Source organism: Burkholderia sp. BCC1996 (genome assembly GCF_905339955.1).
In the GTDB taxonomy this organism is placed as follows: Bacteria; Pseudomonadota; Gammaproteobacteria; order Burkholderiales; family Burkholderiaceae; genus Burkholderia.
In genome coordinates, this window is record NZ_CAJPHM010000015.1 from 113760 (window position 1) to 129736 (window position 15977).

Sequence of the window (15977 nt, forward strand, 5' to 3'; positions counted from 1 at the left end):
ATTTCCCCAAGACCGCCGATGACGAACCCGACTCCCAACATCCTGATCCTGATGGCCGACCAGCTGACGCCGTTCGCGTTGCCGGCTTACGGCAACCGCGTCGCGCGCACGCCGACGCTCGACCGGATCGCTGCGCAAGGCGTGGTGTTCGACGCCGCGTATTGCGCGAGCCCGCTGTGCGCGCCGTCGCGCTTCTCGCTGCTGACCGGCAAGCTGCCGTCGGGTATCGGCGCCTACGATAACGCCGCCGAATTGCCGGCGCAAACGCTGACCTTCGCGCACTACCTGCGCGCGGGCGGCTACCGCACGATGCTGTCCGGCAAGATGCATTTCTGCGGACCCGACCAGCTGCACGGCTTCGAGGAGCGGCTCACGACCGACATCTATCCGGCCGATTTCGGCTGGGTGCCCGACTGGGACCGCCCGACCGAGCGGCCGAGCTGGTATCACAACATGAGTTCGGTGCTCGAGGCCGGCCCGTGCGTGCGCACGAACCAGCTCGACTTCGACGACGAGGTCACGTTCGCGGCGAAGCAGAAGCTGTACGACGTTGCGCGCGAGCGCGCGGCCGGTCATGACGCGCGGCCGTTCTGCATGGTCGTGTCGCTCACGCATCCGCACGATCCGTACGCGATCACGCGCGAATACTGGGATCTGTACCGCGACGACGAGATCGACATGCCGGCCGTGCGGCTCGATGCGCAGCAGAGCGATCCGCATTCGCAGCGGCTGCGCTTCGTCTGCGAAAACGACCGCACGCCGCCGACCGACGCGCAGATCCGTGCCGCGCGCCGCGCGTACTACGGCGCGACGTCCTATGTCGACGCGCAATTCGGCAGCGTGCTGGCCGCGCTCGAGCAATGCGGCTTCGCCGACGACACGATCGTGATCGTCACGTCCGACCACGGCGACATGCTCGGCGAGCGCGGACTCTGGTACAAGATGACGTTCTTCGAAGGTGGCTGCCGCGTGCCGCTGATCGTCCACGCGCCGGGCCGCTTCGGTGCCGCGCGCGTGCGCGGGCCGGTGTCGCACGTCGATTTGCTGCCGACGCTCGTCGACCTCGCCGGCGCGGCGCCGGCCGGCGGCTGGCCGGACCCGGTCGACGGCGCGAGCCTCGTGCCGCATCTGCGAGGCGCGCCCGCGCATGACGTCGCGCTCGGCGAATACCTCGCGGAAGGGGCGGTTGCGCCGGTCGTGATGATCCGCCGCGGCGACTGGAAATACGTGCATTGCCCGGCCGATCCCGACCAGCTCTACAACCTCGCCGACGATCCGCGCGAGCGCACGAACCTGGCCGGCCTGCCGGAAGCTGACGGCGTGCTCGCCGCATTCCGCGAGGAGGCCGCGCGCCGCTGGAACCTGCCGGAACTCGACGCGCAGGTGCGCGCGAGCCAGCGGCGGCGCCGCTTCCATTACGCGGCGACGACGCAGGGCCGCATCCAGGCGTGGGACTGGCAGCCGTTCACCGACGCGAGCCAGCGCTACATGCGCAATCACATCGAACTCGACACGCTCGAAGCGATGGCGCGCTTTCCGCGCGTCGGGCGCTGAACGGGCCGCAGCGGACATTGACGAACGACGGAGGAAGCGAATCATGAAACGGCAATGCAATGCAGCAATCCGGAGCCTGGGCACCGCGCTCGCCGCGGCCGCGTGCGTGGTGGCGATGCAGCAGCCCGCGCGCGCCGCCGACCCGCAGACGTGCCGCGACGTGAAGATGGCGGCGCCCGGCTGGACCGACATCGACGCGACGAACGCGATGGCCGGTGTCGTGCTGAAGGCGCTCGGCTATCGGCAGGACGTCGCGAACCTGTCGGTGCCGATCACTTACCAGGGCTTAAAGAAAGGGCAGGTCGACGTGTTCCTCGGCAACTGGATGCCCGCGCAGGCGCCGCTCGTGAAGCCGTTCGTCGACGAGAAGTCGATCGACGTGCTGCACGCGAACCTGAACGGCGCGAAGTTCACGCTGGCCGTGCCCGACTACGTCGCGGCGGCCGGCGTGCACACGTTCGCCGATCTCGCGCGCTACGCGGACCGCTTCGGCGACAAGATCTACGGGATCGAGCCCGGCGCGCCCGCGAACCAGAACATCAAGCGGATGCTGTCCGACCATGCGCTCGGCGCGGCGAACTGGTCGCTCGTCGAATCGAGCGAGACGGGGATGCTCACGCAGGTCGAGCGCGCGGTGCGCGACAAGCGCTGGATCGTCTTTCTCGCGTGGGAGCCGCACCTGATGAACACGAAGTTCAACCTGACCTACCTGTCGGGCGGCGACGCGTATTTCGGCCCGAACTATGGCGGCGCGACGGTCAACACGGTCACGCGCGCGGGCTTTGCCGGCCAGTGCGCGAACCTCGCGCGGCTGTTCAGGCAGATGACGTTCTCCGTCGACGTCGAGAACCGGATGATCGCCGATATGCTCGACCACAAGACGTCGCCCGCGCTCGCCGCGCAGCATGCGCTGAAGGCCGATCCAGCGCTCGTCGAAGCGTGGCTCGACGGCGTCACCACGGCGGCCGGCGCCCCCGCGTTGCCGGCCGTGCGCGCGGCCCTCGACGCCCGCTGACCGCCTCCGGGCGGCCGGTTTTTCGCCGCGCCGCCCGCCTCCGTGTTTTCCCGAACGGTCGCATCGAGACCATTTGGTGTCGCCTTCAGACGGGTGACCTGAAATATGGGTTTGTATTTTTCGCCAATGGCTGCGTTATTGCGGAAAACGAAATGCCGAAGCCAGCGGACGTACCGAATTCGAATCAGCCGGCGTATTGCTGTGCGCGCCAGGCCACGGTTCTTTCCATCGAAGGGTTCAGGGAGGGTGGTCGACAATGAAGCAAAAGAAAGTTGCCGTAGCAGTCGCGCTGGCATGCGCGGCCTGTATTCCCGCCATCGGCCACGCGCAGAGCAGCGTGACGCTGTACGGGATTCTCGACGCGGGCATCACGTACGTGAACAACACGGGCGGTTCGCACGTGGTCAAGTTCGATGACGGCGTGTCGTACGGGAACCGCTTCGGCCTGAAAGGCACGGAAGATCTCGGCGGCGGCCTGAAGGCCGTGTTCGCGCTCGAGAGCGGTTTCCACCTCGGCAACGGCCAGCTCGGCTTCGGCGGGGCGGAGTTCGGGCGGCAGGCTTATGTCGGTCTCCAGAACGATTGGGGCACGCTGTCGTTCGGCAACCAGCTCGACATCACCAACGAACTCGTGTCGATCTACAACATCTCGGCATGGGGCAGCGGCTACGCGATCCACCAGGGCGACTTCGACCGCTTCAACGGCGACCGCCTGCCGAACTCCGTCAAGTTCCTGTCGAACGACCTGAACGGCGTCAAGTTCGGCGCGATGTATTCGTTCGGCAACGTCGCCGGCAACTTCCACCGCAACAGCGCATGGAGCGCGGGCGCGAGCTACACGAAGGGCGACTTCTCGATCGGCGCCGCGTACACGCGCCTGAACAACCCGAACGGCATCTACGCGTTCGACCCGTACGCGATGATCGGCACGCATACGTTCCTCGGCCAGCAGACCGTGACCGTCGATCCGGCGACCGGCGCGCGCACCGACCTGTTCGCGAACACCGCGATGGACGTCGACAGCCAAGGCACGTTCGGCGTCGGCACGAGCTACACGATCGGCAAGCTGACGCTCGACGCGAACTTCTCGTACACGACGATCAAGGGTTTCGGCCAGTCGTCGCACATGCAGGTGTATGAAGGCGGCGGCTTGTACCAGTTCACGCCGGCGCTGAGCCTGATCGCGGGCTACCAGCACACGCGCTTCGAAGGCCACCACTGGAACCAGGGCACGGCCGGCCTGCACTACCTGCTGTCCAAGCGCACCGATGTGTACATCTCCGGCGATTACCTGCGCGCGTCGCAGGGCGTCGATGCGGTGGTCGGCTACAGCTTTACGCCGTCGACGACGCAGACGCAGGCCGACGTGCGGATCGGGATGCGGCATTCGTTCTGAGCAGGGTGAGGTAGTTTTTTCGACGTCTTCAGCGAGGTCTCTCTTTGGCGCGAACCGTGGTTCGCGCTTTTTTTTTGTTCATCGCTGCATGCCGGGGAACGCGGCGGGCACGTCACCGAACCGCCGGGGTCGCGGGCCGGCAGGGTTTTCATCAGGACATCCGGGGCGCCGCACGATCCATCATGGAGAAAGCACTGTCGCAGCCAACCGCTGGAGGACGCACCGTGACTTCCGATCCCACTCCCACAACCGCCTTCGTGTTCGCCGGTGGCGGCAGTCTCGGCGCGATCGAGGTCGGCATGCTCCGCGAGCTGGTGGCGAGCGGCGAACGGGCCGATTGCGTCGTCGGCGCGTCGGCGGGCGCGATCAATGCCGCCTATTTCGCCGGCCGGCCGGATGCGGATGGCGTCGCGATGCTCGCCGCGCTGTGGTGCAGGATCCGCCGCCAGGACGTCATGCCGTTTTCAATGCGCAGCCTCTTCGCGATGCTGCTGCGCAACCGGCCGCATCTGGTCGAGGCCGATGCGCTGCGCGTGCTGCTGGAAACGAACCTGCCGTACCGGCGGATCGAGCAGGCCGCGTTGCCGCTCCACATCGTCGCGACCGACGTGCTGAGCGGCGAGGAGGTCGTGCTGTCCGCCGGCCCGGTCGTGGATGCCGTGCAAGCCAGCGCGGCGATTCCCGGCGTGTTTCCGTCGGTTCGCATCGGCGACGTGGAGCTCGTCGACGGCGGCGTCGCGAACAATACGCCGATCTCGGTTGCGATCGCGCTCGGCGCCAGGCGGATCGTCGTGCTGCCGGCCGGGTTCGCCTGTGCGTTGCGCGTACCGCCGCGCAGCGCGATCGCGCACGCGACGCACGCGCTGACGCTCGTGATCGCGCGGCAACTGGTGCGCGATCTGGAGCTGTACGCGGCACGCGCGCAAATCCATGTCGTGCCGCCGCTCTGTCCGCTCGAGGTGTCGTCATACGATTACTCGCAGTGCGCGCAACTGATCGACAGGGCCGCGGAACGCACGCGCGCATGGATCGATGCGGGCGGGCTCGCGCAGTGCGCGATTCCCGGCCAGCTGCGCGAGCACGATCACGCCGCGGCGCTGTCGCATTGAAGGTTGCCCGCGCCGCGTACAAACTCATGAACGCAGAACGCAGAACGCAGAACGCAGAACGCAGAACGCAGAACGCAGAACGCAGAACGCAGAACGCAGAACGCAGAACGCAGAACGCAGAACGCAGAACGCAGAACGCAGAACGCAGAACGCAGAACGCCGGCCCTCTCTACCCGGAAATCGGCTAAAGACATTTTTGCGCGATGCGGCGCGGTTCGGCATTGCATTGTGCCGCGCGGTGCGTGCCATGGCGGCCGAATCAGCATCGGCATCCGATAGCCATCCGGCAAGGTTTCGGCGGTTGAAGCTATCATCGCGCTTTGGCCGCATCGCGTATCGGCGATCGCCGGTCTTCCCTCCACGACGTCTCGCCGATGACCACCCCGTTACCCGAATCCACTTCGCCGTCGCCGTTACCCGTCAACCTGTTCCGCCACACACCGTTCCAGCGCTTCTGGGGCACGCGCGTGATGTCGTCGCTCGCTTTCCAGATCCTGTCGGTCGCGATCGGCTGGTACGTCTATGCGCTCACGCACAGCGCGTTCGCGCTCGGGCTCGTCGGGCTTGCGCAGTTCGTGCCGATGTTCGCGCTGACGCTCGTCGTCGGGCAGGTGGCCGACCGCTACGACCGCCGGCGCATCGCGACGATCTGCCAGGGCGTCGAGGCGCTGGCCGCCGGCGTATTCCTGTTCGGCGCGGCGCAAGGCGGGCTCACCGCCCCGGGCGTGTATGCGCTGGCCGCGATCGTCGGCACCGCGCGGGCGTTCGAATCGCCGTCGGTGTCGTCGCTGCTGCCGGCCGTCGTGCCGCGCGGCGACCTGCCGCGCGCGACCGCGCTGTCGACGTCCGCGAACCAGGCCGCGCAGATTCTCGGGCCCGCGTTCGGCGGGGTGCTGTATGGCGTCGGCGCGCCCGCGGCGTTCGGCACGAGCGTCGTGGCGTTCGCGATCGCGGCCATCCTGAGCGGCACGATTCCGCTGCGCAGTGCGCCGCCGGCGCGCGAACCGGTCACGCTGCGGTCGGTGTTTTCCGGCATCGCGTTCATCCGGCGCGAACCGGCGATCCTCGGCGCGCTGTCGCTCGACCTGTTCGCGGTGCTGTTCGGCGGCGCGACCGCGCTGCTGCCGATCTACGCGCGCGACATCCTGCAGGTCGGCCCGTGGGGGCTCGGCGCGTTGCGCGCGGCGCCGGCGGTCGGCGCGCTCGCGGGCACGCTGTGGCTCACGCGCTTTCCGCTGAAAGGGCGGCCGGGCCGCGCGATGTTCGGCGGCGTGATCGCGTTCGGCATCGCGACGATCGTGTTCGGGCTGTCACGCAATTTCGTGGTGTCGCTCGTCGCGCTGGCGGCGCTCGGCGCATCGGACGTGGTGAGCGTCGTCGTGCGCCTGTCGCTCGTGCAACTGCGCACGCCCGACGACATGCTCGGCCGCGTGAGCGCGGTCAACTCGCTGTTCATCGGTACGTCGAACCAGCTCGGCGAATTCGAATCCGGCGTGACGGCTGCGTGGTGGGGTGCGCCGGCGGCGATCGTCGTCGGCGGCGCGGCGACGATCGCCGTCGCGCTGACATGGATGCGGTTGTTCCCGACCTTGCGGAACATGACGTCGCTGGAGCGCGATCATTGAGTCGACGCCATAGGGGCGATGCGTTTGCCGTTCACGGGAAACCGGCCTCATTCACCGCAATTGCATTTCAAATTGCTTTCTTGTTTCAATCGAACTCCCGACGGAATTCGACCCGGATAATCATCTGAACAATAGATCCGGCGCTGTCGTTTCGCGCAATGCGAGGTAATCGCTGCTGAAAGCGGTGCGCATCATCCTGCCCGCCGGGGAGGGAATCCGAAAAGGTGCCGATACTTCAGTGCCTTGCTGCACAAGGCCTCCAGCGCTGAATTTGTCAGACTGAATATCTCGATCAATTACAAAAACCATTCATATAATTACGTATAACTTTCCGTAATTTTTCGAAACATCGTGCTTTCGTATGATGAAGCGGGTATCAATTGAAACGAATAGAAATATCTGGAATGATACCGATTCTCATTTTCATGACCGCGGCGACGACTGCGCTGCCGGTCACTCGTCAACCGTAGCCAGCTAGTGTCGCCGTCGGTCTGATCGTCGGCGGCCAGCGAGCCAGCGTATCCGTGCCTCGTGCGCGCGTCGCCGCGCGTCCACGCGGGGCGGTTTCAAATTCCGACTGGATTTTCATGCCGAACAAGACCCCGTTCGCGAGTGCGCTCGCGCTGGCCTTTGCTTTGCCTATCGCTTCGCCTGCATTCGCGCAGGGCACGAGCGCCGAATCGGCGCCGGCCGTCACCGCGAAACCGGGCAGTGCGACGCCGGCCGCGAGCGACACGCTGCCGACGGTCAACGTGGCGGGGCAGGCCGTGCATCAGGATTTCCAGGCCGAGCGTTCGAGCGTCGGCGCGAAAACCCCCACCGCGCTGCGCGACATTCCGCAGTCGGTCACGGTGATCAACAAGGCGCTGCTGGAATCGCAGGGGCTCACGTCGTTCCAGGACGCGCTGCGCAATGCGCCGGGCATCACGATCGGCGGCGCGGAAGGCGGGCAGATCGGCAACAACATCAACCTGCGCGGCTTCACCGCGCAGAACGACATCTATCTCGACGGCTTCCGCGACCGTAACCAGTACTACCGCGACACGTTCGATCTCGATTCGGTCGAGGTGCTGTACGGCCCGTCGTCGATGCTGTTCGGGCGCGGCTCGACGGGCGGCGTGATCAACCAGGTGTCGAAGAAGGCGAACCTGAAGCCGTCCGCGGAAGTGTCGACGACGCTCGGCACCGACGATCACTACCGCACGAGCGTCGACCTGAACCGGCCGCTCGGCGAGACCTCCGCGTTCCGCATCAACGCGTTCGGCCAGTCGCTCGGCTCGACGCGCGACGTGATGAAGAACAAGGACTACGGAATCGCGCCGGAGCTGCGCTTCGGCATCGGCACGCCGACGGAGATCACGCTGTCCGCGCTGATCCAGCACAACTACGACATGCCGGACTACGGCGTGCTCGCGGTCGACGGCCACCCGGCGCCGGTGTCGAAGCACACGTTCTACGGCCTCACCGACGACCGCACGATCCAGGACGTGCAGACGGTGTCCGCGCGCATCGATCATCGCGTCAACGACGCGCTGACGATCAGCAACCGCACGTCGTTCTCGCACTCGATGACCGACGCGCGCGAGACGGCCGCGAACGCGGTACTGACCGGGCCGCTCGCGTCGAGCACCGCGCTCGCGAACGGCAACTACACGTCGTTGCCGATGTCTGCGCTGTACGTGAAGCTCGCGAGTCACGATCGCGTGATCGAAAACCATTCGGTCGACAACGACACGATGGCGCATTTCAAGTTCGACACGGGCTTCGTGAAGCACGACCTGATCGCGGGCGTCGAGGTCGGGCACGACAGCTACACGAACCAGGCGTACACGCGCAGCGGCCTGCCGATCCTGTCGTTGATCAATCCGGCCTATCTGTCGTCGAGCGCGTCCAACGCGACGCAGACGCCGGCCAATCACGCTGAATCGGGCGCGACGACGCTCGCCGCGTACATGAATGACACGGTATCGATCGGCCGCGACTGGAAATTCGTCAGCGGGCTGCGCTGGGATCGCTTCCAGGCGCATCTCGCGAACACGGTGAGCGCGCCGGGCTACGCGTCGCAGACGAACTATTTCACGAGCGTGCGGGCCGGCGTGATCTACCAGCCGACCGAATCGCAGTCGTACTACTTCTCGTACGGCACGTCGTTCAACCCGTCGCTCGAGACGCTGACGGTCACGAACAACACGCAGAACCTGTCGCCGGAACACACGAAGTCGTACGAGGTCGGCGCCAAGTGGGATCTGCTGAACGACAACCTGTCGGTTACGTCGGCGCTGTTCCAGCAGGAGAAGAGCAACGCGCGCACGCTGACGTCGACGGGTGAATACCTGCTCGAGGGCGACATTCGCGTGCGTGGCTTCCAGGCGAGCGTGACGGGCCACATCACGCCGAAGTGGCAGGTGTTCGGCAGCTATACGTACATGAACGGCGTGATCCTGAGCGCGCTCGACGGCACCCAGGGCAAGACGCTCGCGAATACGCCGCGCAACACGTTCACGCTGTGGACCACGTATGCGTTCACGCCGCACTGGGAAATCGGCGGCGGTCCGACCTACATGTCGGGTCGCTACGCGGCGAACACGAACTACGTGCAGGTGGGCGGCTATACGCGCTGGGATGCAACGGCCGCGTATCACGCGAAGCAGTGGGACCTGCGCCTGAACCTGCTGAACCTGACCGACAAGTTCTATTACGATGCGCTGATCCAGTCGGACGGCGGCCGCGCGGTGCCGGGCGTCGGACGCACGTTCCTCGCGACGCTCGACTACCGGTTCTGACCGCACGCGTGCGATCGCCGCGTCATTCGATGAAAAAGGTGGAACGATGCTTGTACACATCCCGAACGTGCTGACACCCGAGCAGGTGCGCACGGTGCGTGACCGGCTCGACCAGGCGGGCGACGCGTGGGTCGACGGCCGCGCGACGGCCGGCTACACGGGCGCGCCGGTCAAGCGCAACCAGCAGATCGCCGAGCATGCGCCGATTGCGCGCGAACTGGGCGACGCGATCCTCGCTGCGGTCGAGCGCAATCCGCTGTTCATCAGCGCGGCGCTGCCGAACCAGGTCTATCCGCCGCTCTTCAACCGCTACGAAGGCGGGATGACGTTCGGCAGTCACGTGGACGGCGCGGTGCGCGTGCTGCCGAACGGCGTGAAGCTGCGCACCGACGTGTCGGTCACGCTGTTCCTGTCCGCGCCGGACGAATACGACGGCGGCGAACTCGTGATCGAGGACGCGTATGGCGTGCAACAGGTCAAGCTGCCCGCGGGCGACATGATCGTCTATCCGGCGACGAGCCTGCACCAGGTCACGCCGGTCACGCGCGGCGTGCGCGTCGCGAGTTTCTTCTGGGTGCAGAGCCTCGTGCGCAGCGATGCACAGCGGGCGCTGCTGTTCGACATGGACACGGCGATCCAGCGGCTCAACGCCGGCGGCGCCGATACGCAGGCGTGCCGCAGCCTGGTCGGCTGCTACCACAATCTTCTGAGAATCTGGAGCGAGACGTGAGCGTTGCCGATCCCGTCGACATCGACGCGGCATCCGCGTCGCGCATCGCGCCGGGCGTGCGCCCGGCCGGCTCCGGCGGCGCGCGTTCGCGCCGCGGCACCTTCATCAAATGGCTGCGCAAGGTGCACGGCTGGGTCGGCCTGTGGGGGGCCGCGCTCGGGCTGCTGTTCGGCACGACGGGCTTCCTGCTGAATCATCGTGCGCCGCCGCTGCGCATCCAGACCGGCGCGCCGCGCGTCGAGACGTTGCGGCTCGGCGTGCCCGATCCGCGGCCCGCGTCACCGCGCGCGCTCGAGCAATGGCTGCGTGCGCAACCGGATCTGCATCTGCCCGAACGCATGGGCCGTGTGCAGAAGGAGCCCGCGCATCCGGTCGCATGGGGCGACCGCGAAACCGTGCAGCCGGAGCACTGGCAACTCGTGTTCGCGTCGCCGCATGAAAACGTCGCGGTCGACTACTGGATCGGCAGCGACACGATGACGCTCAAGCGTACCGGCAACGGCACGCTCGCGTGGCTGACGAACCTGCACAAGGGCGTCGGGACGAGCATCGGCTGGGTGCTGCTCGTCGATACGCTCGCGGGCGCGCTGGTCCTGCTGTCGCTCACCGGCGTGCTGTTGTGGACGGAGCTGAACAAGCGCAAGACGATCGGCGTGGTGCTCGTGATCGGCTCGATCGTCGCGATCGTGTGTGCGGCCGGCGCATAAGCGCATAACGGCTGACGGTCAGACGCCGGCGTCGCGCGCGACCTGTACGGCCGTGCCGTAGCAGATGACTTCCGTGACGCCCGACCCGATCTCGGTCGAGTCGTAGCGCATCGCGACGATCGCGTTCGCGCCGAGCTTGCGCGCGTCGGCGAGCATCTTGTCGAACGCCTGCTGGCGCGCCTTCTCGCACAGCGACGTATAGAGCGTGATGTTGCCGCCGAAGATGGTTTGCAGCGCCGCGCCGAACGAGCCGACGATCGAGCGCGAACGCACGATGATGCCCTGTGCGACGCCGAGCGAGCGGACGATCGTGTGGCCGGGCAAATCGAATGCGGTCGTGACGTGCTCGGGCGAGAGGGCGTCGACGGAGCGGGAGAAATCGGTCATGGCGGAGCACCGTGGTGCGGAAGTGATCGAACGACGATTCTATCCGGAACGGGCAACGCGCTCGACCGGGCGCGCATGATGCACGCGCCCGCCCGGGCGGCTCGAGCCGGTCAGCGCTTGACGGTCGTGCTGCCTTCGCCGCCGAGATCGACCGCATACGCAAGCGCCAGCTTGCCGAACTTCAGCGCGTGGTTCGCCTGCCGGTCCGAATTCTCCAGCGTGTCGTTCGCGGTATGGATATAGGGACTGTCGTTCTGGTCGGCCTCGAACGGGAACGACGCCGGATAGCCTTGCGCATGCCACGACGCGTGATCCGAGCACGCATAGCCGCATTGCGACGTGCCGATCGCGAGCTCGGGCAGGTAGGTCTTCGCGAGGTTCGTCAGGTAGGTGTTCTGCGCGGCGTTCGTGTAGTCGGTGATCAGGTAGATGTCTTTCGGATCGCCCTGGTAGTTCGTCATGTCGAGCTGCAGCACGCCGACCACGTTCGCGTTCTGCGTGCGGAACTGCTTCGCGATCGCCTTCGACCCGAGCAGGCCGGCTTCCTCGGCCGCGTAGCCGACGAACTTGATCGTCCGTTTCGGCCGGTAGCCGTTCGCGAGCAGCACGCGCAGCGCTTCGGTCAGGCTGGCGATACCGGACGCATCGTCGTCGGCGCCGGGTGAGCGCGTGTTTTCCGTCGTGCGGCCGACCGTCGAATCGAGGTGGCCGCCCAGCACGATCGTGCCCGCGGCCGGATCGCTGCCGCGGATCGTCAGGATCACGGACTTCTGCGGAAAGCCGGCATGCGTGAACTGCTCGACGGCGATATCGGTGCGCGAGCCGGCCAGCTGCCGCCACTGCAGCGCGAGCCAGTCCGACGCGGCGACGCCGTGCGACGTCGTGTAGTAGCGGTTCGTGAAGCCGGACAGCGACGTGATCGTGCCGACGATGTTGCTGGCCTGCAGTTGCTGGATCCAGGTCTTGATCTGCGGCGCGTTCGATACCGGGTAGGCGGGCACGGCCGCCTGTTTCGCGAGTGCCGCGGGTACCGGCTGCAATGCCTGCCGTGCGTCGTCGAACGAGTCGTGCACGATGTAGCCGGGCCCATGGCCGCGCACGTGGTGGACCGCGTGGGCGAGTTCGCCGAGTCGTGAATCGTCGATCTCGACGATATGCACGGTTTCGCGGCGCACGGCGCCGTCGGCCGTCTTGCCGGCGTCGACCGCCGTGCTGTACTGCGCGGTTGCGCTCGCATCGATGCGTTGAAGCTGGCGGAACGCGGTGTCGCCGAGCGTGATCCACACCGGCGTCGCGTGCGCGGCGGCGGTCAGCAGCATGCCGCCCAGCGCGGCGCTCAGGCGGGTCAATGTCAGAGTAGGCATGTTCGATCTCGTGAGGATGGCGATGTCGAGGAAGAGGGCGCGCGCAGGTCGTGCGGCGCCCCCGCCTGCTGCGGAATTACGACTTCTGCGGCACGGTCACGCCGTACGTGCAGCTCTTGTTGTATGCATTGCCGATCGCCGCGAGTTGCGCGCTGCTGTAGCCGAGCGCGGCGGCGGCCGTCAGCACCGCCTGGGCGGCGGCCTTCTGGTTCGTCGAGCTGTTGGTCATCGACAGCCCTTTCAGGAAGGCCTTGTCCATCGCCTGCGCGCCGATCGCGTCGCGCGCGACGAGGTTGCACGACGCCCAGTACTGGCCGGCCGTGTGGATCTCGGCACCGCGTGCCTGCGCGTAGGTGCGCCCGACGTTCCAGTTCGTCACGCGGCCGCCCCAGTATTCGTTGTGGCCGTCCCAGTTGTAGACCCAGTGATATTGCGCGTCGGACGGGCTCCATTGATTGAAGTCGCGGCTGTACGCGGCGGCGAGATAGTCGCCCGTGCCTTCCGACAGGCCTTCCTGCTGCGACAGGCCGCCGTTGGTCACCCAGTCGTGGATGCCGTGGCCGAGCTCGTGGATCACGACGTCGGCATCTTCCGCGTCGTCGACGCCGCCCTGGCCGAAGGTCAGCCGGCCGCTGCTCGACGAGTACGACGAGTTGTCGTCGCCCGATTCGCCGTGCGGGTCGTACTGCACGCCGCCCGTGTACTGGTAGGGCAGCGCCTTGATGCCGAGCGTCTGGTTCACGTAACGGAGGAACGTGTCGATGTGGTAGTACGTGTTCACCGCCTCGAAATACAGGTTGCCACGCGTGAACTCGAACGTCGGCGTCGCCTGCGCCGGGCACGCGTTGTCGCGCGGCGCATCGAAGTCGACGCACGACGCATACGGGCCCGACAGCACGTAGCGCGAGTTCGACTGCGCGAGATCCTTCAGCGTCACGCGCACGCGCGCGGCCGTGAGCTGGGTGGAATCGGCGTCGTTGCCGTCCTTGTAGCCCGTGCTGCCGTAGCTGCTCTTCGTCGACGAAAGCGGATCGGGCCGGAATACGAAGCCGGTGCCGTCGGTCGCATAGAACGCCTTGTCCTCGGCGCGCAGCACTTCGCCGCTGTCCGCGTCGATCAGCAGTTCCCAGTCGCCCTTCGGGCCGTCCTGCGGGCGGCCGCGTACCTTCCATGCGGTATGCGTGCCGGCCTTGTCGACGAACGCGACGCGCTGTGCGTCGAGGTTCGTGAAGCCGCTGACGCCGAGATACGCGCGGGCGCGGTCGAGCGCCTGCTGCTGGTCGACCGCCTGTGTCTTGCGCGCGGTGACGGCCACGCCGTTGATCGTGTTGCTCGCGACGTACAGGATGCGGCCGTCCTTCGCGACCGTCACCGCGATGTCGCTGCCGTACACGGGCAGTCCGGCCGCCTGCTGCTGGAATCGCACGACGGTGAAATCGGCATCGCTGCGCTCCGACGTCACCGCGAGGCTCGCGAGTGCGGCCGGGTCGAGCCCGAGCTGCGTCGCCTGCGACGCGACGAAATCGCGCGCGGCGGCCGCGGGTGTGGCGGCCGCCTTGTTCGCGCGATAGGCGGGGTTGTACAGCGTGACGGCGACGCCGTCGGCGCGGAACTGCCCGGCGGCGGTATCGGCCTTGGCCGCGGCCGGTGCCACGCCGCGCGTCAGGCTTTCGCGCAGGCTCGACGCCTGCGGGTTCGCGACCTTGGTATCGGCCGCGCTACCGCCGACGATGCCGAAACCGAGCGCGAGACCCAGGGCGAGCGGCAATGCTTTGCGTGATGTCTGCATGGGTGATCCTCATCTCAACGGTTGGACACGCCCGCGCGCTCGTGGCGAGCAGGCACGACACGGATCGCGCGCCGGCTCGATGGAACCGGTGCGGCGAAGCGGTGCTCGGAGATTCGACTGACTGAGGATAACTAAGCGTCAGGTCGAAACGAATCGGAACGCAATGGCGGCGGGGAAGCGAACGGCAGGCAGGTGCGGCGACGGTGAAGCGAGCATCGTCATGTCATACCCCTCGGATCGGCATTGATATCGGTCTGGCAGCCTGCGTGGCGCGACGTGCGTCGGGCCCGGGCTCTCATCTCCTTAGGGCTGCCTATCTAATTGCGAGGTATGTTACAGAATATTTTCGGCAACTTTGCAATTTATTTTCGAAGGCCGCTTCGGTCCGTCGATCAATCGGCGGCATTGTTGAGCGAATGGCCGGAAACGCTGCCGGCGCGTGCAATGGCGCGCGGGATTGTACGCAAAAGCGGCGCCGTTCAGCGCGTCGCGCGGCGGTCGCTGCGCGGGCTCACGCCGAAACGCGAGCGATACGTGCGCGAGAAATGCGACGGCGATTCGAAGCCGCACGCAACGCACACCGACGTGATGCTCATGTCGGTCTGCTGCAGCAACTCGCGTGCGCGATCGAGGCGCAGGTTCAGGTAGAAGCGCGTCGGCGTGTCGTTCAGCGTCGCGCTGAACAGCCGTTCGAGCTGGCGCCGCGTGATCGCCACGTCCTGCGCGAGCGCATCGGAGCCGAGCGGGGTTTCCATGTGCCGCTGCATCGTGTCGATCACCTGGATCAGCTTGCGGTTGTGCACGCCATAGCGCGCGGCAATCTCGAGCCGCTGGCTGTCCGAGCGTTGCCGGATGCGGCTCACGACGAACTGTTCGGAGATGGCCGCCGCGAGATCGGCGCCATGCCGCCGGCCGATCAGGTCGAGCATCATGTCGATCGACGCGGTGCCGCCCGCGCAGGTGATGCGCCGGTCGTCGATCTCGAACAGTTCCTGCGTCGCGTTCAGGCCCGGGTAGCGCTCGCGGAACGCGGCGAGCGCTTCCCAGTGCAGTGTGAGCGTTTGCGACGCGTCGAACAGCCCGGCTTCCGCGAGCACGAAGCTGCCGGTGTCGATGCCGCCGAGCGTCGCGCCGTGCCGGTTCTGGCGGCGCAGCCAGTCCGCGAGCGCACGGTCGTAGCACACGAGCGGATCGAAGCCGGCGACGACGAACACCGTCTCGACCTGCGCGACGTCCGCGTACGCGGCTTCGGCCGCGACCGGAATGCCGTTGCTCGCGGCGACGGGCGTGCCGTCCGCGCTGATCACGTGCCAGCGGTACAGCTCGGTGCGAAAGCGGTTCGCGACGCGCAGCGGTTCGACCGCCGACATGAAGCCGAGCGCGGAGAAGCCGGGCAGCAACAGGAAGTGGAAATCCTCTGGCATCGGGGCGTGGGGTGGAAGCGGGTGGTCGTCACGTACTGCGCGGCGCGGCGAGCGGGCAGGCCCGCGCGCACAGCGCCCGGCTCACGGGAGCCGA

Annotated in this window: 12 protein-coding genes; 8 read left to right on the top strand and 4 right to left on the bottom strand. The window is 66.9% G+C overall.

Translation table 11 applies throughout. The features are described 5' to 3' along the window. The first annotated feature begins 18 nt into the window (after positions 1-18). The 8 genes from betC (at position 19) to U4Z64_RS22255 (ending at position 10919) form a co-directional block, all read left to right on the top strand. Positions 19-1554: a choline-sulfatase gene (betC, locus tag U4Z64_RS22220; RefSeq protein ID WP_321821095.1), complete on the top strand. Its 1536-nt coding sequence runs from the start codon at positions 19-21 to the stop codon at positions 1552-1554. Positions 1555-1597: 43 nt separating this feature from the next. Beyond that, on the top strand, positions 1598-2569 hold the full coding sequence (choX, locus tag U4Z64_RS22225; protein ID WP_044844350.1) for a choline ABC transporter substrate-binding protein: 972 nt from the start codon (positions 1598-1600) through the stop codon (positions 2567-2569). Between the two features lie 256 nt (positions 2570-2825). Then, positions 2826-3965, top strand: coding sequence for a porin (locus U4Z64_RS22230; RefSeq protein ID WP_321821096.1), 1140 nt, complete (start codon positions 2826-2828; stop codon positions 3963-3965). A gap of 224 nt (positions 3966-4189) precedes the next feature. Continuing rightward, positions 4190-5074 carry a patatin-like phospholipase family protein gene (locus tag U4Z64_RS22235; protein ID WP_321821097.1) on the top strand — a complete coding sequence of 295 codons (885 nt, stop codon included), beginning with the start codon at positions 4190-4192 and terminating at the stop codon, positions 5072-5074. A 374-nt stretch (positions 5075-5448) separates the two neighbouring features. Next, positions 5449-6699, top strand: a complete 1251-nt coding sequence (locus U4Z64_RS22240) for an MFS transporter (RefSeq protein ID WP_321821098.1) — start codon at positions 5449-5451, stop codon at positions 6697-6699. 587 nt (positions 6700-7286) lie between these two features. Beyond that, positions 7287-9482: a TonB-dependent siderophore receptor gene (locus tag U4Z64_RS22245; RefSeq protein WP_321821099.1), complete on the top strand. Its 2196-nt coding sequence runs from the start codon at positions 7287-7289 to the stop codon at positions 9480-9482. 46 nt (positions 9483-9528) lie between these two features. Further along, the gene (locus U4Z64_RS22250) at positions 9529-10212 is read left to right on the top strand and encodes a Fe2+-dependent dioxygenase (RefSeq protein WP_124492195.1); all 684 of its coding nucleotides are present in this window, start codon (positions 9529-9531) and stop codon (positions 10210-10212) included. Continuing rightward, positions 10209-10919 carry a PepSY-associated TM helix domain-containing protein gene (locus tag U4Z64_RS22255; protein ID WP_321821100.1) on the top strand — a complete coding sequence of 237 codons (711 nt, stop codon included), beginning with the start codon at positions 10209-10211 and terminating at the stop codon, positions 10917-10919. Before U4Z64_RS22250 ends, U4Z64_RS22255 begins: the two co-directional genes overlap by 4 nt. A gap of 18 nt (positions 10920-10937) precedes the next feature. Here the strand turns inward: U4Z64_RS22255 and U4Z64_RS22260 are convergent, their stop codons facing one another. From U4Z64_RS22260 to U4Z64_RS22275, 4 genes are all read right to left on the bottom strand, one after another. After that, entirely contained in the window at positions 10938-11306 is a 369-nt protein-coding gene (locus U4Z64_RS22260) for a YbjQ family protein (protein ID WP_044847755.1), read from the bottom strand. A gap of 110 nt (positions 11307-11416) precedes the next feature. Then, positions 11417-12670, bottom strand: coding sequence for a M20/M25/M40 family metallo-hydrolase (locus U4Z64_RS22265; protein WP_321821101.1), 1254 nt, complete (start codon positions 12668-12670; stop codon positions 11417-11419). A gap of 76 nt (positions 12671-12746) precedes the next feature. Beyond that, positions 12747-14459 (bottom strand): M36 family metallopeptidase, encoded by a 1713-nt coding sequence (locus U4Z64_RS22270; protein ID WP_321821102.1) that lies wholly within the window; start codon positions 14457-14459, stop codon positions 12747-12749. A gap of 479 nt (positions 14460-14938) precedes the next feature. Then, positions 14939-15883 carry a GlxA family transcriptional regulator gene (locus U4Z64_RS22275; RefSeq protein ID WP_044847758.1) on the bottom strand — a complete coding sequence of 315 codons (945 nt, stop codon included), beginning with the start codon at positions 15881-15883 and terminating at the stop codon, positions 14939-14941. Positions 15884-15977 lie beyond the last annotated feature (94 nt).